Here is a 17,073-nt window from a genome sequence, read left to right on the forward strand (position 1 = left end):
TCACGACATCGCGGCGCGGGTCTTGGCACTCCCGGCCTCGACCGAGGTCACGGCGACACGCAAGCTGGGGGTGAGGCGGATGACGAGCTTCTCGATCTCCACCACTAGGAAGAACACCAGCCCGCCGAGGAAGAGCCAGGGCCAAACCATCAGCGGGATCGCCTCGTTGTGGAACAGGTACTGCAAAGGCGGGGCATAGGTGAACAGGAGCTGCAGGACGACGACGGCCGCGATCCCCATCGGCAGGTAGCGATTGCCCAGATGGGCTTTGAACGACAGGGACGACTCCAGCAGGAAGCGGCTGTTGAGCAGATAGAAGACCTGCCCGATCGTGATGGCGTTGACCGCCACGGTGCGCGCGAGCTCGTCGGAGGCGCCCTGTCCCTTCATCCAGAAGAAGGCCCAGAGGGTATAGGCCAACAATGCCAGGCCGACGAAGACCACCCGCCAGATCCCAAACCCGGTCAGGATGGCTCGATCGACGGTCCGCGGGGCACGCCGCATCACATCGAGCTCATGGGGCTCGAAGGCGATGACCAGACCCAGGGCGACCGAGGTCACCATGTTGACCCAGAGCACCTGGGGCGCGGTGATCGGCATGGTGAAGCCGAGGAAGATCGCCACCGCGATGACCAGGGCCTGGGCCACATTGGTCGGCAGCATGAAGAGGATCGCCTTCTCGATGTTGTTGTAGACGGTGCGGCCCTCCTTCACCGCCGCGGTGATCGAGGCGAAGTTGTCGTCGGCGAGGATCATCCCGGCAGCCTCCTTGGTCACCTCCGTTCCCTTGATCCCCATCGCCACACCGATGTCCGCCTTCTTCAGCGACGGGGCGTCGTTGACCCCGTCGCCGGTCATCGCGACGATCTGGCCGTTGGCCTGGATCGCCTTGACCAGGCGCAGCTTGTGCTCGGGGCTCGCGCGGGCGAAGACATCCACGGTCCGCACGCACTCCTGAAGGGCCGCCTCGTTCATCTCCTCGATCTCAGCCCCGGAGACCGCGGTTCGGCCGTCGCCGATACCGAGCATCCTGGCGATCGCCGCCGCGGTGATCTTGTGATCGCCGGTGATCATCGTCACCCGGATGCCGCCGTCGTGGCAGACCTTCACCGCCTCGATCGCCTCCTGGCGCGGCGGGTCGAGAAGCCCGATCAGACCGATCAGGACCAGGTTGCGAGGCAGATCGGCGGGACCCAGGGTTCCGGCCGCGAGCCCGGGATCCGCGAGCCAGGCCAGGGCCAGAACCCGCTCTCCCTGGGCCGCGAGCTGGTCGGCAACCCGCTCGAAGTGCCCGAGATCCAGCGCGGCGCTCTCACCGGCGCCCAGCTGCTGACGGTCGCAGTGACCGAGGATGACCTCGGGCGCCCCCTTGACCAGCAGCATCTCCCGGCCGTCGGCGCCACGATGCAGGGTCGCCATAAATTTGTGCTCGGACTCGAACGGAATCGCGTCGACCCGCGGCCAGGCGGCGATCTCGGCCGCGCGGTCCATCCCGAGCTTGGTCGCGAAGGGGTACATCGCCCCTTCGGTCGGATCGCCCTCGACCTTCCAGACCCCGTCCTGCTGCAAGAGCACCGCGTCGTTGCAGAGCATCGAGACCCGGCCCATCAGCTCCAGCACGGGGTCCTTCGGTGCCGGCTCGCCGTCGCGGGTCACTGCCCCCTCGGGGGCATAGCCGTTGCCGCTGACCTGGTACCGCGACTCGGCGCTGGCGGCGGAGACCACCATCATCTCCATCAGTGTCAGGGTCCCGGTCTTGTCCGAGCAGATCCGAGAGACCGAGCCCAGGGTCTCCACCGCCGGCAGACGGCGGATGATCGCGTTGCGGCTCGCCATCCGCTGCACCCCGATCGCCAGCGCAATGGTGATGATCGCCGGCAGACCCTCGGGGATCACCGACACGGCGATGCCGACCACGGCCTGGAAGAGCTCGACGAAGTCCATTCCGATCACCCACTTCCCGTAGGCGAAGACCAGGACGCTGACGATCCCGATCACTGTCGTGATCGCATAGCCGAACTTCTTGATCTGACGGAGCAGCGGGGTCTCCAGGGGGCTGACGCTGGCCAGCATCGCATTGATCCGCCCGAGCTCGGTCCGCGCTCCGGTGGCGATGACGACACCGGTTGCCCGCCCGGACACCACCATGGTGCCGGAAAAGCCCAGGTTGTGGCGGTCGCCGACGGTGGCCTTCTCCGGCACCGTATCGGTGGACTTGTCGGCGGGGACCGACTCGCCGGTCAGGGCGGCCTCCTCGGTGCGCAGGTTCTTGACCTCGATGAGCCTCAGATCCGCCGGGATCTTGTCGCCGGACTCCAGCAGGACGATGTCGCCGGGGACCAGGTCCTCCGCCGGGATCATGCGGGTCTCTCCGCCGCGCCGCGTCCGGGCCTCGGCGGAGAGCATGTTGCGGATCGACTCCAGCGCCTTCTCCGCCTTGCCCTCCTGGAGGAATCCGAGCAGGGCGTTGATCAGGACCACCCCGAGGATGATCCCGGCGTCGATCCAGAGCCCGAGCATCAGTTTGGTGAAGCCCGCGCCCAGCAGGACATAGACCAGGACGTTGTTGAGCTGGGAGAGGAAGCGCATGAAAGGTCCGCGCCGCTTGCCGGCCGGAAGCCGGTTGGCTCCATGCTCGGCGAGGCGCCTGGCGGCCTCCGAGGCATCGAGTCCTGTGGCCGAATCGGCCGCTAGCCGTCCCAAGACCGCATCGGTCGCCATTGCGTGCCAGCCGGGGCCGGCCAAGTCCGTCTTGTGCGTATTCATCGCTCGGATTCAAACCTCGCAGTAGCCGTCGTCGGGCGCAGGCCCGAAGGCTACGTGATCAAGGGTCGAAAACCCATTGAACCTTGGTGCAACACCTCGCAGGTCGTCCGTCGTCGTCGTCAGCGAAGGTTCACGAGATCGACGATGCCTTGAGCCCCGGTCTCTTCGGTGGCGACGCCTGGCGCGATCGGAGCCTCGTCGGGCCGCGCAAGCTCGAGACGCAGAATCCGCTTGAGTTCGGCGACCGCGCGGGGATGGCCGAACCCCCCGTGGCCCGTGGGGACCACGACCTCGGACTGGGCGAAGCTCAGGTGCGAGCTGATGTAGGGCACGACACCGTCGGAGCCCGTCCAGCCATCGCCGCGGCCGCGGTCGCCCATGATGGAGTGCACCGGCACCTGGGGCTGGGTGGCGTCCAGGATTCGCAGGAAAAGCGAATCTGGAGACAGACCCTGGATACTGGTGGGTATGCGTCCGGTCTCGGCCCCGGTCAGCGTGCCCAGAGCGCTCGAAACTTCCTCCACCAGGGTGCCCGGCAGACGAATCAGACGGATCCCCCATGCGCCCAGGCCCCCGGAGGCGAGCCGACTGCCTCGGTGCGGAGTGAACATGAAAACCACCCGGCTGACGTCTCGGCGCGGCTCGAAGATCAGGGCCCGACGCACGCGGCTGTTGGCCGGAAGCCGGCTGACGCCGGGGAGGACGGTCTCGGCGGCGTCCGATCCGACGCGCGAGACCTGAGCGCGGGCCAGGAGGCCCCCCATGCTGTGGCCAACGAGCACCATGGGGTAACGCGGGTGCCAGCGCGCGGCCACCTCATCCAAGGCCTCGCGCAACTGCAGGGCCGAGAGTGGTACGGGCTGGCCGGTCGGGTAGTAGAAAAACCAGATTTGGTAGGCCTGGCGGATGACCGGATCGGTGAGCAGGTCCAAGAGCAGCGGGGTCCAGACCCGGTGCGTGGACAAGAGGCCATGGACAAGGACCAGAGGCCGGCGGTTCGGGTCGAATGGCTCTAGGAACAGGATCCGCGGGTGCCCGGCGAAGAGCCCGGGGCGCAGGAGGTTGGCGAGCCCCGAGCCGAACCTGGGGCCGGTGGCGTCCGCGGTGCGCAGGGACGCCTCGAGGTCCATGGCGAGGGATACCTCGCCATGGTCGGTCTTCAGACTGTCGATGCGGCGGGGGTCGAGCAGGGCGGAGTCGCAGCAGTCGCTGCCGCCCTCCGGCGGCAGCGCCGCGAGCGTGAGCGGCACTTTGAATCCCGCATCAGGTGCATTCGGATTCCCGTCCGGGGCGAGTCGCCCAACGACTGGCAGCCCCAGCCCCGCCCGGTGCAGGCCCGGACGGGTCTCGCGTGCCGCGCGCACGGCGGCGATCTGATCGAAGTCTCCGGGATCGATGATCCCGGACCGTTCCCCACGCGGCACGGCCCTGAGCACCGCCGGGCCTGGATCGACGGACTCCGCGAGCCGGCTCGGAAAGGTCGCCGCGAGGCGCTCGCGATAGACGACCGCGGCTTGGCGTCGCTCGCGCTCGCTGACCAACGGCGACCCTGCCGTACGGATCGATTCGGCCAGCTCCTGGGACAGGGCGGCGGACCGGTCAGGCGCGAGCGACTGACAGGCGCTCAGCACCACACCGAGGAGGCACGCGCATGTGGCCCGTTTGGCGGAGGACGGCTCGGGGGAGGGTTTCATGCTGTTTGCAGTGGACTGGAATGCTCTCCGCCCGGACCGCCGATTCGGCGGCACCGGCGGAGAGGAAAATCCGAGAACGCTGATTCAGGCTGGAGCCGCAGCATCACAGGCGTCTCTCTCGCATGAAACCGCGCCTCGCGCGGTCGACGATGCTTGTTGGGTTGAGTCCACCTCGACCGAATCCACAACCGTCGGAGCTGGCGCGGCTTAGAGTCGTGATGACACTATCCGAGCATCGCTGCGATGGCTATTGTACCTAGGTTAAAGGCCGATCGATTTGGCGACCCCCTGGTGTAAGGACGCCGGATCACCATCCCAAGCACGGCGGATGCCTCAACCGTGCACCGCTCCCTCGGATCGTCAGACGCCCAGGACGCACGCCGAGTTCATTGGTGGCCGGTGGAAAGCCGTGGTCGCCGCACTCCACCGGCCGCCGATGAGTCCCGACCGCGGATCTCCTGCGTCTTCTGTCACCTTTAACCAAGGTGCAATAGCCGCCGGAAACCCGCCGATCTACTGTGCGTACGCTAGGTACCGTGGGTCAGGCGCCCGCGACCTTTCACGCCCGAGGCACGGAATTGAAGCGGATCGAGCAGACCCTGCGCCGCTCTGATGCCGCCGAACCGGGCCACCGGGCGACAGCGCCGTGTCGCCGTCGCGCCGGACTTGACTCATGACAACCGGGGTATCGACATGAGCAGAAACACTTGGCCGCTGGCGCTTGTCTTCGTGGCCGCGCCGATGACCGCCTCCCTGGCTCAAGAGCAGCCATTGATCTGCTTCGGAAATGAGCCGTTCTGGCGCCTGGACCTCACTGAGACAGGGAAGGCTCGGTTCTCGACGCCGGATTCTCCGGTGGTGGAATATCTCGGTGACGCGAATACAACGGCCGGGCGAAAGGAGTCGGTCTGGCGTGGTCAGGCAATCACGTCCGATGGAGGGGAGCTGGTGGCGTTCTTGCACCAGGGCGCCTGTAGCGACGGGATGTCGGATGCCGTACATCCCTATGCGGCCAAGGTTGCGCTCCCGAATGGACGTCATTACACCGGTTGCTGCCGTGTGCCAGAAACGCTGAATGTTTCGGCGACCGTCGAGAATGCGACCTGGCGTCTCACCGAGCTGCCGGGCAAGACGCTACCGACTGATTACGCTCGCAATGCCGTCACGGTCCGGTTCCAAGCCGGTCGGACGGATGGTTTCTCGGGGTGCAATCAGTTCATGGGGTCGTACACCCTGGAAGGCGAGACGCTCGTCCTCGGTACGCTGGGCGGAACGATGAGGGCCTGCCCGGAACCGGCGATGTCGGTCGAGGAGGCTTTCCTGCGATCGTTCTCCGGAGCCTTGGGGGTTGCCGGTGCCGGAGACGAGCTGATCTTGACGCCGGTGGGCGGAGGGGCGCGGCTGCGCTTCGAGCGCGAGGTGCCACTCCCATTGGAGGGCATGCAATGGGAGGTCACTGGTTACAACAACGGACGGCAGGCCGTGGTGAGCCCACAGACCGGTACCCGGCTCACCCTAATGTTCCAGGACGGCCAGGTTTCGGGCAGCAGCGGCTGCAATCGCTTCCACGGATCATTCACAGTGGAAGAAAACAGGCTGACGATCCATCCGCTGGCGACCACGCGCAAGGCCTGCGACGAGGCGTTGATGGTCCAGGAGCGAGCGTTCCTTAATGCGTTGGAAAGTGCAACGACCTGGGACATTGTGCGAGGAATGCTGGATATCCATCGTGCCGATGGCGAACGGGTGCTGACCGCCAGTTCCAGGGGTGAGTGAGGGAGCGGATAGAGGGTCTAGGGTGCAACGGAACAGAAAACCTAGGTAAGCGCTGAACCCCAAGTTTTTCGGCGACTTCCGGCTTGTCATTCCGCTGGGGTAGACCTTAACGGCACACTCCGATGAGACGGATTGACGGCCTCATTAGGGTCTTACCAGGCAATCTGAGGCACCCGTGGACGACGATCTAGACCTGAACGAGACGGTCGACGGGCTTACCTAGATTTTCTGTTCCGTTGCACCTCAAACCCCTTGATGAGGGGTGAATCCCGTCGCCCGGAAGGTGTGACAACCGGCCGCCGTGCCAGACTGGCAACGGGGTAATCTCCGCAAGGCATTTCCAGTGATCCCTCGGCGTGGTTATCGCACGGTTGGGAGCCGGCGCACGAGACCACCATAGTGCTCGTCGTCGGTCCCCACGAACACCTGCTTCCCACCTGCCTTGGATTCGCGCACGGCGAGACTTTCGACCTTCAAGCCGTCCAGGGTCGCCAGCCGCTTACCCCGCTCCAGTCGAACCCGTGGGCGTCCCTGTGCATCGGCCAGGATCCTCCCGATGCGCCAGACCACGCTGCGGAACGGACCCTCGTCGTTGCCCGAATCATAGGCGGACGCGCTGTAGATCAAACCCTCGCGGTCGACCGTCAGGGCCACGATGGGGCGCGCGCCCCTCCCCACCGGGTCGACGCCCACATAGGTCACTTCCTCGAATGACCCAAAGGCCACCGGATCCAGCGATAACGTCGCCCATCGCAGCTTGGTCTCCGGTCGACCCTCCGCCCGTTCGGCGTAGAGAAACACCGGTTGCCCGGCGACCTCGCAGACCTCCATCGCCTCGACGTTCTCCACCGGCACCGGCCAGGGGATGGCGTGCGCGATGTTCAGCGCCCCCGCCTGGTACTCGGCGAAAAAGAGCCGCCGAGCGCCTTCGCCCGCTTGGCCACTCTCGGCGAAGACGAACCCCCGCCCGCCCGGCAGGCGACTGGCGCTCTCCAGATCGCTGCTGGGACCATCCGGACCTGGGAAGGAGATCTTCAAGGACCTCCAGGTGACCCCTTCGAGTTCCGATGTGGGGAGTTTCACTAAACTGATCCGCGGCCAGGCGGCCTGTTTGGCCGTGCGTTTGGCGTCGTGGACACCGATGAAGAGATCGTCCTCGACCCACGCCAGTCCGCTAAGGTCGGGCAAGGTGGTGGCCTGGACGATGTCCTGAGGACGCTCAGCCAGTTTCGCGCAACTCGCGCACAGCAGCGTGCTCAGCGCGATGGCCATGACCGAGACCTTCCGGCGGTGGGGGCTTGGCGTGTCGGTCTTCATGGCTCGGAGGCGCGTCGGCAGGGAGGGCGTCTCAGGATGATTCGCCCTTCGCTGTTTGAACGCAACGCGGGGTTTGGTTTGAATCCTGAATGCCCACCGAGCGATGGTGACGGCCAAGGGGGCAACCGTTAGGACACGCCCTGGGGCGAGACATCAGCAGCCGTGTGCCGGTGGTACGCCATCGCTCGACGCCGTGGCGGTCTTTCACGCTAGAATCGCTCGCGATCCTGTCCGATGTCCCTGCGGCGGCCCGTGGGCCGCATCCGGATCGCCGCCTGGCGCGTTGGGCGCGCCCATGACCGACGGCCGCGTCAGGTTCCTGTGGTGACGGCGAAGGCCAATCTAAGGTGCGTTGCGTCATGCCATGCGTTGAGGGCGTCCCCGGACGTCGTGTGAAGGTTGTCTTTACCCTGGCCTGGCTGCTGGTCGCGAGCCTGTTCATCTTCCACGCCAGCCTGCTGTTTGAAGTCGCCTGGCAAATTCGGATATTCGTCCCGTGGCTCATCTTGCATCTCGGTCCCCGTGGTGCTGGCAAGGCGATTATCCTGGGCTGCTTCGTCGTGCTCTTCTTCGCCCACCTCGCGGAGGCCATGGCCTGGGGGCTCCTGATCTGGCGTGCGGGGCTGGTGTCGAGTTTCTCCGAGGGTGTCTATTTTTCCGCTACGTCGATGACCGCGCTCGGCTATGGCGATGTCGTGCTGCCGCCGCCCTGGCGTCTCCTTGGCCCCCTGACGGCGATCAGCGGCCTGCTGATGTTCGGTTGTTCGACCGCCTTTCTGTTCGTCGTCATCCAAGCGGTTTGGGAGCATCAGGGTTGAGGGCCACCGCACCGACACAGGCAGGATTCAGCCCCCGCCCACGCCAAACCATCCGTTACGCCTCGCCCCTTCCTCGGCGACGTTTCAGCACCCCGGCAATGACAAGAGACATTCCGACGATCCCGGTGATGACCAGGATCTCGTCGCGCACGTTGCGCCACCAATAGGACCGTTCCGCCCCCACCAATCGTGGGGCACGGGGCGCGTCGGTGGCGATCGTGACAACGACCGGGCTGCCTACCCTCAGTGCGCTGACCGATGGCGCGTCCACCCGGTCCACACCCTCCACCCCATCGGGATGATCGGGCGCGGCATAGCGCAGCCGGAGATAGGCCACCGGCACGGCATAGGTGCGCGCCCGGCGGCTCAAGAGTCCTCGGCCCTTCGCATCAATGGTGATGGCCATCACCTGCGCGGCCATCGCCACCCGTGGCCCATGCCCGCCGAGTGATGGGAGGGACACCATCGGCAACGGCGGCGCATCGACCGGCCACGTCCATTCCAGCCACCCGAACGGGCGCAGCCGTTTCAACCTCACCACACGACCGGGCACCGCCGCGTCGTGCGACGCCTCATCGAGGCGGACCTCGACCTGCCGCAAGGTGCCATGCCCCGGCGCCTGCTGACACCAGCGGTCGGCGTCCGACTCAGGCTCGCCGATCGCGGCGCGAATCGCCGGATCCAGGGGTGCGCCCGCGCCCAGTCCAAGGGCATCCGGCGCGCGGTAGCAGAGGATGATTCCGTAACGATGGCGCACCACAAGCTGGCTTGTCCGCGTCCCCGTGGCGCGCGCCGTCTCGACGTGGACGGATTCCTGGGTCGCGGCCACTACGCCATCCAACCGCTCGCCCCAGAGGTCGGCGGCGGCCTGCGGCCCGGCGGCGACGCTGATCAGCACGCCCAGGATCAGGACCGGTAGTGCCAGCCACCGGAGTAAGCGCAACATCAGCATGAGCAACGCCAGGACGACACCGGCCAGGGCGATGAAGACGAGGAGGGCGGCGGTCATGGACGGTGTGATCCTGTTGACATCCCGGCTTGCTCAGGGCGATGGGTGGAATCGTGTCGGCGGCTCCGAGGTGTCGTCGCGATCGATCCTTAGGGCTTCGTCCCAGCCCAACTCACTTCGTTGTTGAAGGTCACATTCAACCGGATCGGCCGTTTCGAACGCTCAAGAACGAAGACGGTGGAGCCACTCGCATTCAGAATCGTTTCCATGGCTTGCGTCAAGGGGACTTCCACCCTGGGGAGTCGCGCGTAATCGGACGTGATCCGCACCCGATTCTCACCGATCCGCGTCACGGTCAGGGTCACATCGCTGCGCGACGAGCCTTTGGAATCGGATGTGACATCACCGCCATAGGTACCTTGCGCGACATCGGCCAAGTCAGGTTTGCGTTGCGCGCGCTCACCTTGCGCATCGGCCGAGACAACCGGCAGCAGGGTCGCCACGCAAACGCACATGGCAGCCTGGAGAAAGCGGCTTGGTTTCATGAGGATTCCTCGCATGGATAAGGGGAGTCGTGACGGGGAAGGGCGAGAGAGACATGCTGGCGGATCGATCCTTATGCAACGCTCTCGGGGGCGCGCGAAAAGCGTCTACCGGCTGCCTTCATGGGTTCGACCATCTCGTGAGGGGTGATCGCGGGACTGTCCGATGTCCCCGCGTTGGCCGGTCGGCGCCCGTTTGGATGGGGAGGATCGCCGTGAGGTGTCCCCGAACTTTCGTCTTCCAGGGTTGACGTCGACGATCCGTCGCACGCGAAACGATCAGCACCTCAGAGCAAGCTCCGCTCGAGCTCATCGAGGTTGATCTGATCGTTGCGCCGATCAAGCGGCCGGTGGTCCATGCGCGCTCGAAGTTGAGGTCGAACACGCCGTCATGTCAGAGACCGCCATTTCGTGAAACGCCAGCAGTGACGCGACCTGTCGGAACAGCTCTGTTTCTCGACACGGCGGGAATGGCCTCGGCAATGGCCAGCAAGCGGCGTTGAAAATGCCAAAAAAACGGTCGGAAATCTGATTCAACCGAAAACCATGACGACATGGTTGCCGGCAGGCACATGGCGGTTCATAACAGCGGTGTTTGGTCTATCTCAACGTGATGGCTCCACGAGTGCTTCTAATGCGCTGGGTTAAAGCCATCGCTTGAGTGGTCGTCATGATATTTGAACTCCGAAACCTGAGTTACCATCTTGCCTATGGTGACTCGCTCCATTCCGGCAGACAAAGCCGCCATGCGGGCCGCAGGCGCGACACCATCTCTACTCCATCAAGTTTGTTTCGCAAGATCTTCCATCGTGCCAGATCAAACGACTCCCGATACAGGTACGCCATCCAGTCCGCCAGGAGCACGGCCGCATCGGTTTCCGCGTCGCCCGTCTCACAGATCGCCAGTCCAGCGCTGTGCCGGTACCCGGTCACAATGGTGGCCTCATCGTAGCCCAAGCGCTGGAGTGCCACCGCCGCTGTGCCGGCACGAAATGTCGTCTCCTCGGGCAGCGTCGATTCTGCCGATGAGGCCACAGGGTTGAGTGCCGCCGGGAACTCTGAGAAATGAAGGTTGGCCAACAAGGCTTGAACGTATGCAGCCAGTTCGGGGGTGTTTGCCACATGCCAGAAGTTGAAGACCAGGGTTTGGCGCGGTTGGGTCACCTCGGTCACCCCATGGTATGAACCCGCGTGAAGCGGAAAGCCAAAGGCTTTGTTGTACTCAGGATCAACACGGAACACCGCTTGGCCATCCGGCGATGCGAATAATTCCAGAACACCGCCATGCTCAGGCTGCCAGTGTTTATTCAGTTGCACGACCAGTCGCGCCATCTCATAGCCCAAGAGTGGTCGGTCACTATGTCTCCCAATGACGTCTCCGGGCCGCATTCGTTGCGCCGTGACGACAACACGATCAACGAGTGGCAACTGGGTAATCTCGCGCATTCTAGCGCGTAGTTCGGTCTGAAAGGAGGCTGGAATCTTCTCGGTCACGTCGCAAAGCGCGCACTGGTAGAACGCACCATCCCGATGCGGCCAATCATTGGTTTGTAAAAAGAGGCCCTCAAGTGCCGCACACTCTTCGTCGGAGAATGCGGAATCGACACAGAAAAAGGGGAATGGGTGATGGTGGTGATGTGGTTGCAAGAGCAACGGCTGAACTCCTTGAGGTTCCCTCTATGTTTCGTCTTCCCAGGGGAGTGAAAACGGTCTGGCGCACGCAGCGGATAGACGTCTCAAATGATAATTCGCTCGACCTCATCGAGATTGACCAGATCGTTGCGCCGGTCATAGAAGCCGGTGGTGTGCGCACTCTCATGGTTGGCCATCTGCTGCGCCACTTCGAGCTTGCCGCCATTCCTCAGATACTCGGTGATCCCGGTCGCCCGGAAGGTATGACAGCCGGCCGCCGTGCCGATCCCGGCGGCCAGGACACGCCGGCGGATCATGCGGTAGACCTCGTACTGCTGGAGCGCGCGCTCGGTGAGCTGTCCGCGCTTGCCCGGGGCTGTGGGGAAGAGGACTGCCTTCGGCTGGCCGCGTCGTCCGGTCACGTCCAGATAGCGCTCCAGCGAGGCCTCCAGGTTGTGATGGCAGGGCATCTCATGGCGCTTACCACCTTTCTCGTGCAGCCGCACCCAGGTGCGCCGGCCCTGAATATAGACGTCCTCCACCCGCATCTTGATCACCGCCCCGACACGGGCATTATGCTGTTGGCAAGGAATCGGGAAAAACAAATCGCGGAAAACCGCCCGGCTTCACTTCTGGCTCCCACGCTGGAGCGTGGGAACGAGGAAAACGAGGAAACGCTTCGGTTTGCTGCTTCGTCACCTTGCTCATACCTTCGTCTCGTACGCCCGCCCTTGCCTTTCGCCTTAACGCTTTCGCAACCCAATGTTCAGCAACGCACGGACCGGGGGGCGGAAAGGGTGTCTGCTGGCGATTCCCGGACACGCGATGTCCGGTATCCGCTCGCCACCGTCTCGATGGGCCGCTGCATGGCCAGGTGGTATCACCCAGGCCAGACCCATTGAGGAATCAGCCCATGAAGACGGCGACCCAGACCCTTGACCCGGAACAGCTCCGCAAGCTCGACGCCTGGTGGCGCGCGGCGAACTATCTCTCGGTCGGTCAGATCTATCTCTACGACAATCCGCTGCTGAGAGAGCCGCTTTCGCTTTCGCACATCAAACCGCGCCTGCTCGGTCATTGGGGCACGACACCGGGATTGAGCTTCATCTACGCGCATCTCAACCGCGTCATCAAGGACCACGATCTCAGTCTCATCTATGTCGCCGGGCCGGGCCACGGCGGACCGGCGATGGTGGCGAATGCCTATCTGGAAGGCACCTACAGCGAGGTCTATCCGAATATCTCCCAGGACGAGGACGGGATGCGGCGGCTGTTCAAGCAGTTCTCCTTCCCCGGCGGTATCCCCAGCCATGTCGCGCCGGAGACGCCGGGGTCGATCAACGAGGGCGGCGAGCTGGGCTATGCGCTCTCGCATGCCTTCGGCGCAGCCTTCGACAATCCGGATCTGATCGTCGCCTGCGTGGTCGGCGATGGCGAGGCGGAGACCGGCCCAATGGCCACGAGCTGGCACTCAAACAAGTTTCTCAACCCCATCCACGACGGCGCGGTGCTGCCGATCCTGCACCTAAACGGCTACAAGATCGCCGGCCCCACGGTGCTGGCGCGCATCCCGCGCGATGAGCTGGAGGCGCTGTTCAACGGCTATGGCTACGCGCCCTATTTCGTCGAGGGCGACGATCCCGCGACGATGCATCAGCTCATGGCCGCCACGCTCGATACCGTGGTTGCCGAGATCCAGCGCATCCAGAACGACGCGCGCGCCTTCGGTTTCGACACCCGTCCGCGCTGGCCCATGATCATCCTGCGCTCGCCCAAGGGTTGGACCGGTCCCAAAAGCGTGGACGGCAAGGCGACCGAGGGCACCTTCCGCTCCCATCAGGTGCCGATGGCCGACATGAAGCACCCAGGGCATCTGGAGATCCTGGAAGACTGGCTGAAGAGCTATCGCCCGGAGGAGCTGTTCGACGCCAGCGGCCGACTCAACGCGGACATCGCGGCCCTGGCCCCGCAGGGCGAGCGGCGCATGAGCGCCAGTCCGCACGCCAACGGCGGGCTGTTGCTGCGCGATCTGCGGATGCCGGATTTCCGCGATCATGCGGTGGACGTGCCCCAGCCGGGTGGCGTGGACGCCGAGGCGACCCGCGTCCAGGGCCGCTTCATCCGTGATCTGGTGCGACTCAATCCCCAGAACTTTCGGGTCTTCAGCCCGGATGAGACGGCGTCCAACCGCTGGGACGCGGTGTTCGAAGTGACGGATCGCTGTTCGATCGCGGAGATCCTCCCCGGCGATGAGCATGTCGGACCCGATGGCCGGGTGATGGAGATGCTGAGCGAGCATCAGTGCGAAGGCTGGCTCGAAGGCTATCTGCTCACCGGCCGTCACGGCTTCTTCTCCTGCTACGAAGCCTTCATCCATATCATCGACTCCATGTTCAACCAGCACGCCAAGTGGCTCAAGGTGTGCAACGACATCCCCTGGCGGCGGCCGATCGCCTCGCTGAACTATCTGCTGTCGTCGCATGTCTGGCGTCAGGATCACAACGGTTTCAGCCATCAGGATCCCGGCTTCATCGACCATGTCATCAACAAGAAGGCGGAGGTCATTCGGGTCTATCTGCCGCCGGATGCCAACACCCTGCTCTCGGTGACCGATCACTGTCTGCGCAGCCGCAACTATGTGAACGTCATCGTGGCCGGGAAACAGTCCTCGCCTCAGTGGCTCGACATGGACGCCGCCATCAAGCACTGCACCGCCGGCATCGGTATCTGGCCCTGGGCCAGCAGCGACCAGGACGGCGAGCCGGAGGTCGTCATGGCCTGCGCCGGCGACGTGCCGACACTCGAAACCCTGGCGGCGGTCACCCTGCTGCGCGCGCATGTTCCCGACCTCAGGATCCGGGTCATCAACGTGGTCGACCTCATGAAGCTTCAGCCGCCCAGCGAACACCCACACGGCTTGAGCGACCGGGATTTCGACCGGCTCTTCACCACAGACAAGCCCATCATCTTCGCCTATCATGGCTATCCCTGGCTGATCCACCGGCTCACCTATCGCCGCGCCAACCACCACAATCTGCATGTGCGCGGCTACAAGGAAGAGGGCACCACCTCGACGCCCTTCGATACCGTGGTGAAGAACGATCTGGATCGCTTCGACCTGGTCGCCGACGTCATCGATCGGGTGCCGCGACTTGGTCCCAGGGCCGCCTACGCCAAGCAGGCGATTCGCGACAAACTCATCGAGCACAAACACTACATCGCCGAGCATGGCGAGGATCTACCGGAGGTGAGAAATTGGAAATGGGTGACATAGAGCAACCGGCAACCGGCGGCCAGCGTCAGGCGTGCGTTCGTAACAGGGGGCTCGATCGGGCTAGGATCGGCACGGTACTCAGCCTCTGTTCTGTTCTATTCATTGCCGGGTGCGGCCCGCGCCTGGCCACGAAGGCGGACGAGGCCGCTCAAATACCCAACCCGATGCTCAATGCAAGCTATGAGGAAGAGGCCGAGGTTCCGTTCGTGATGGAACCAAAAACGGCCAAGCCATTGAGTTCCAAGCGGGCTAACTTTGGGTCGGAGACCGCCTCGCGCAGGACACGGGAGACGGCGGATTGGGTGGTCATCTCAAAAGACAATCTCAACATGCCGTTCGCGATCGTCGATAAGGTCAACGCGAAGGTCTTTGTCTTTAGCGCGGACGGACAGCTCAAGGGCGCGGCCCCCGTGCTGCTGGGGATGGGGAAAGGTGATGACGTCGCCCCCGGCATCAATGACATGCGGATGTCACGTATCCCCCCCGAGGATCGTACAACGCCCGCGGGTCGTTTCGTGACGGCAATAGGCCGCAATTCCCATGGCAAGGAAATCCTCTGGCTGGACTACAAAAACTCCATCTCCATGCATCCGGTCGTGACGAGCATCCCCAAGCAGCGCCGACCGCAACGCCTGGCCAGTCCAACGCCGCTCGATAACCGGATTTCCTTTGGCTGCATCAACGTTCCACCGGAATTCTTCACGGACGTGATCCATCGCCATTTTTCCGGGACGGCTGGCGTTGTTTATGTCATGCCGGAAACCAGGCGGGCTGGAGCCTCATCGTAAGGAAAACGCCGCTGGTCCCAAGTGGCCCAGCGGCGGCGTGTCGCATAGCTCGTCGATTGATCGCGGGGTGGCATTCAGACGTTCGAAGGGCGGTTCCCATCCCTTCTTATCGTCGCTCCAGCTCGGCAGTGGCATGACCATTGGCAGATGGCCGTTCGGCCGATACCAGGAGTCAACGCTCCAGGGAAGCCCACTCTCCGTATCGATGATGACGGCCGTCCAGTGAACCGCCGTGATATCGAAAAAATTGCGTGCTTTGGGCGATGAAACCGTCCAACCGGCCAGTTCCCCTATATCCCGGAGAATATGCAGATAGGTCGTGGTATTGCTGGCATTGTCGACGCAATCCATTCGCCCCTCGACTCCCGCCTCGGAATCGTTAATGGCCAGGTCGTTGGCCAACAACGGCTGATATGTTTGTGCCAATAATTCCATTTGCCAGATGCCGATACGCACATGCTGCAATCGGTCGTGAAGACTTGTGCCTGGACAAAGCGCCAGATGCCTTTTCAGGATGGCCATGTCCTTGGAAGTAAAGGTCATGGTCTGTCTGTACGCGCACGACCAGTTAAAGCAGATTCGCAACGTGACGGACCCCCGCGGGTCGATCAGGTACTCTGGTGGAAGTGGACGCGAAACCGATCCCTGAGCGTCATCAACAATCGGCCGCGACGAGGCGGAATCGGCCAAACCGGCATGGCTGACGAGTATGGCGAGGAAGCCGATCACAGCGGGCCGGAAAGGCATGAAAGTCACGACAATGGTGTCAAAGGCTTGCGCCAATAGGAAGCCGAAATAGGAAGCCGAAAGGCTTGAATGTCATGGCACGGCCTCCCTCTCGACCTTCGCCGTCAACTTTGAGTGTTTCACTTTCAAAGTTGACGGCGAATGCTATTGAAACCGGGAGGTTATCAATTGCGATCTGGTTTTGGCTCATACATCGGGGTCGCCGGAGGGGGGGTATATGGCGCTGCCTCATGCTTCGAGGCGGTGCTGCAAGCCGTGAGCAGCAGCCCCGAGGTCATGGTGATAAGAAGAAGAGCGCTTATGGAAATGTTTTTCATTTTTCGTTACCTGATTTAGCATTTTTAGAAATTCACGCTACTGAACCTACGGCGGCGCTGTCGATGCTTGACGTCCAGCATCACCGCACGGATCCGTCTGTCCGTACACTACCGACCCAGCATCCAATCGCGATGCCCGACTGCTAGCATAGCCTTCACGGAGCCGCCTGTCTGTACGGCGGCGCACGTTGGACGCGCGCACCTAGCGGAGCCGTTGCAAACTATAACCCGACATTCCGCATAACTAAACGTGTAGTCAGGAATATTTTTTGCTCATTTTTCGCTTGGTTTCAGTTAAATCGAACACGTATCGATAGTAAATTTCTCGTCATCAGGGGGCAAAATATTCCCGCACCTTTTGGGCGCGAAAAGCTTCGTAGGCTGGATGAAGGCGCGCGCTCCGTCATTTCAGGCCGGACTCGAATCGCGGACGCGCCGCATCCACCAGCCACC

Annotated in this window: 12 protein-coding genes; 4 read left to right on the forward strand and 8 right to left on the reverse strand. The window is 63.4% G+C overall.

All coding sequences use genetic code 11. The annotated features are described in order from the left end of the window. Both CKO27_RS04830 and CKO27_RS04835 read right to left on the reverse strand, forming a co-directional pair. Nucleotides 1-2,766 (reverse strand): HAD-IC family P-type ATPase, encoded by a 2,766-nt coding sequence (locus tag CKO27_RS04830; protein ID WP_200373749.1) that lies wholly within the window; start codon nt 2,764-2,766, stop codon nt 1-3. Nucleotides 2,767-2,885: 119 nt separating this feature from the next. Further along, nucleotides 2,886-4,460, reverse strand: coding sequence for an esterase/lipase family protein (locus tag CKO27_RS04835; protein WP_200373750.1), 1,575 nt, complete (start codon nt 4,458-4,460; stop codon nt 2,886-2,888). 693 nt (nt 4,461-5,153) lie between these two features. Here CKO27_RS04835 and CKO27_RS04840 point away from each other — a divergent pair. Further along, entirely contained in the window at nt 5,154-6,236 is a 1,083-nt protein-coding gene (locus tag CKO27_RS04840) for an META domain-containing protein (RefSeq protein ID WP_200373751.1), read from the forward strand. Between the two features lie 360 nt (nt 6,237-6,596). On the opposite strand, the gene CKO27_RS04845 is transcribed toward CKO27_RS04840, so the two are convergent. Beyond that, on the reverse strand, nt 6,597-7,553 hold the full coding sequence (locus CKO27_RS04845) for a hypothetical protein (protein ID WP_200373752.1): 957 nt from the start codon (nt 7,551-7,553) through the stop codon (nt 6,597-6,599). A 359-nt stretch (nt 7,554-7,912) separates the two neighbouring features. Here CKO27_RS04845 and CKO27_RS04850 point away from each other — a divergent pair, with 359 nt between their 5' ends. Continuing rightward, entirely contained in the window at nt 7,913-8,371 is a 459-nt protein-coding gene (locus CKO27_RS04850) for an ion channel (protein ID WP_200373753.1), read from the forward strand. Nucleotides 8,372-8,426: 55 nt separating this feature from the next. Here CKO27_RS04850 and CKO27_RS04855 read toward each other — a convergent pair whose 3' ends face one another. The 4 genes from CKO27_RS04855 to CKO27_RS04870 all read right to left on the reverse strand — a co-directional run bounded on the left by CKO27_RS04855 (nt 8,427) and on the right by CKO27_RS04870 (nt 12,099). Continuing rightward, nucleotides 8,427-9,380: a hypothetical protein gene (locus tag CKO27_RS04855; RefSeq protein WP_200373754.1), complete on the reverse strand. Its 954-nt coding sequence runs from the start codon at nt 9,378-9,380 to the stop codon at nt 8,427-8,429. 89 nt (nt 9,381-9,469) lie between these two features. Continuing rightward, nucleotides 9,470-9,823 (reverse strand): hypothetical protein, encoded by a 354-nt coding sequence (locus CKO27_RS04860; RefSeq protein ID WP_200373755.1) that lies wholly within the window; start codon nt 9,821-9,823, stop codon nt 9,470-9,472. A gap of 747 nt (nt 9,824-10,570) precedes the next feature. Beyond that, nucleotides 10,571-11,515 (reverse strand): 2OG-Fe(II) oxygenase, encoded by a 945-nt coding sequence (locus tag CKO27_RS04865; protein WP_200373756.1) that lies wholly within the window; start codon nt 11,513-11,515, stop codon nt 10,571-10,573. Between the two features lie 83 nt (nt 11,516-11,598). Beyond that, complete coding sequence (locus CKO27_RS04870) at nt 11,599-12,099, reverse strand: tyrosine-type recombinase/integrase (protein WP_276570124.1); 501 nt, start codon at nt 12,097-12,099, stop codon at nt 11,599-11,601. A gap of 308 nt (nt 12,100-12,407) precedes the next feature. Between CKO27_RS04870 and CKO27_RS04875 the strand changes: the two genes are divergently transcribed. Next, nucleotides 12,408-14,768, forward strand: a complete 2,361-nt coding sequence (locus tag CKO27_RS04875) for a phosphoketolase family protein (protein WP_200373758.1) — start codon at nt 12,408-12,410, stop codon at nt 14,766-14,768. Continuing rightward, complete coding sequence (locus tag CKO27_RS04880) at nt 14,756-15,556, forward strand: L,D-transpeptidase (protein WP_200373759.1); 801 nt, start codon at nt 14,756-14,758, stop codon at nt 15,554-15,556. Before CKO27_RS04875 ends, CKO27_RS04880 begins: the two co-directional genes overlap by 13 nt. Here CKO27_RS04880 and CKO27_RS04885 read toward each other — a convergent pair. Beyond that, complete coding sequence (locus tag CKO27_RS04885) at nt 15,548-16,339, reverse strand: hypothetical protein (protein ID WP_242470733.1); 792 nt, start codon at nt 16,337-16,339, stop codon at nt 15,548-15,550. The two genes, CKO27_RS04880 and CKO27_RS04885, sit on opposite strands and share 9 nt — an antisense overlap. Nucleotides 16,340-17,073: the final 734 nt, after the last annotated feature.

The sequence above is a fragment of the Thiocystis violacea genome, assembly GCF_016583575.1.
In the GTDB taxonomy this organism is placed as follows: domain Bacteria; phylum Pseudomonadota; class Gammaproteobacteria; order Chromatiales; family Chromatiaceae; genus Thiocystis; species Thiocystis violacea.

Excerpts from the sequence above, each read along its gene's own strand:
- CKO27_RS04875 (WP_200373758.1), top strand. The coding sequence starts at position 12,408 with ATGAAGACGGCGACCCAGACCCTTGACCCGGAACAGCTCCGCAAGCTC.
- CKO27_RS04835 (WP_200373750.1), bottom strand. The coding sequence starts at position 4,460 with ATGAAACCCTCCCCCGAGCCGTCCTCCGCCAAACGGGCCACATGCGCG.
- CKO27_RS04855 (WP_200373754.1), bottom strand. The coding sequence starts at position 9,380 with ATGACCGCCGCCCTCCTCGTCTTCATCGCCCTGGCCGGTGTCGTCCTG.
- CKO27_RS04850 (WP_200373753.1), top strand. The coding sequence starts at position 7,913 with ATGCCATGCGTTGAGGGCGTCCCCGGACGTCGTGTGAAGGTTGTCTTT.
- CKO27_RS04880 (WP_200373759.1), top strand. The coding sequence starts at position 14,756 with ATGGGTGACATAGAGCAACCGGCAACCGGCGGCCAGCGTCAGGCGTGC.
- CKO27_RS04830 (WP_200373749.1), bottom strand. The coding sequence starts at position 2,766 with ATGAATACGCACAAGACGGACTTGGCCGGCCCCGGCTGGCACGCAATG.
- CKO27_RS04840 (WP_200373751.1), top strand. The coding sequence starts at position 5,154 with ATGAGCAGAAACACTTGGCCGCTGGCGCTTGTCTTCGTGGCCGCGCCG.
- CKO27_RS04845 (WP_200373752.1), bottom strand. The coding sequence starts at position 7,553 with ATGAAGACCGACACGCCAAGCCCCCACCGCCGGAAGGTCTCGGTCATG.